Below are 734 nucleotides of genomic sequence, written 5' to 3'. Positions count from 1 at the left end.
GGAAATCTTCTATGGCCAGGAGCAGAAATTGACAATAACGGAAATGGAATTGATTGGCCAGGATGGATTTTAAATAATGGTATATGGACAGAAGGTGCCGACGGATTTGAAGCTACTAGAAATGGAGTTAAAATCGAGTTTTCATTAAATCCAACTGTTACAGTTTCTGTTGCATATCCGCCTGTAAAACCAGATTGTAATGCACGTCCAACATTTGCTATAAAAGCAAATAATGATGTGGCAGGACCTGTAGATGCTAAAAAAGGAGCAAATGCTACGATTAATATTTTTGAAAATGACTTATTAAATGGAGTAAAATTTGATCCTTCAGCTGTTATTTTATCAGTTCCGGTTGTCCATCCAAATATTTCATTGAATGCTGATGGTTCAATCAATATTGCGACAAATACACCAGATGGAGTTTACGAATTAACATATCAGATTTGTGAAGCTGCGAATGCATCAAATTGCAGTCAAGCGGTGATTAAGATTACTGTTGAGAATAATATTGACTCAGGTCCTCCAACAGCAAATCAAATTACTTTAAATGACGATAATGATGTTAGCGTTGATGGAATTAATGGTTCATTAGAATTTATAAATGTCTTAGACAATGATTTAATAAACGGAAAACCAATAAATCCTGCAGATGTTGTAGTGAAACCTTTAACAGACAGTCCGTATTTTGAATGGAATGAAGACGGTACGGTAAATGTTAAGCCAAACACACCAGG

At 35.3% G+C, this 734-nt stretch carries 1 protein-coding gene; it reads left to right on the top strand.

The window, feature by feature from the left end; translation table 11 throughout:
• On the top strand, window positions 1–734 hold a 734-nt coding region (locus B3J44_RS04990; protein WP_286966281.1), incomplete at both ends, for a hypothetical protein.

It is taken from the genome of Flavobacterium sp. UBA4854 (assembly GCF_002399805.1).
Classification (GTDB): Bacteria; Bacteroidota; Bacteroidia; order Flavobacteriales; family Flavobacteriaceae; genus Flavobacterium; species Flavobacterium ginsengisoli.
Note: the sequence above shows the minus strand (reverse complement) of the source record. Positions and strands in the feature narration are given on the sequence as shown.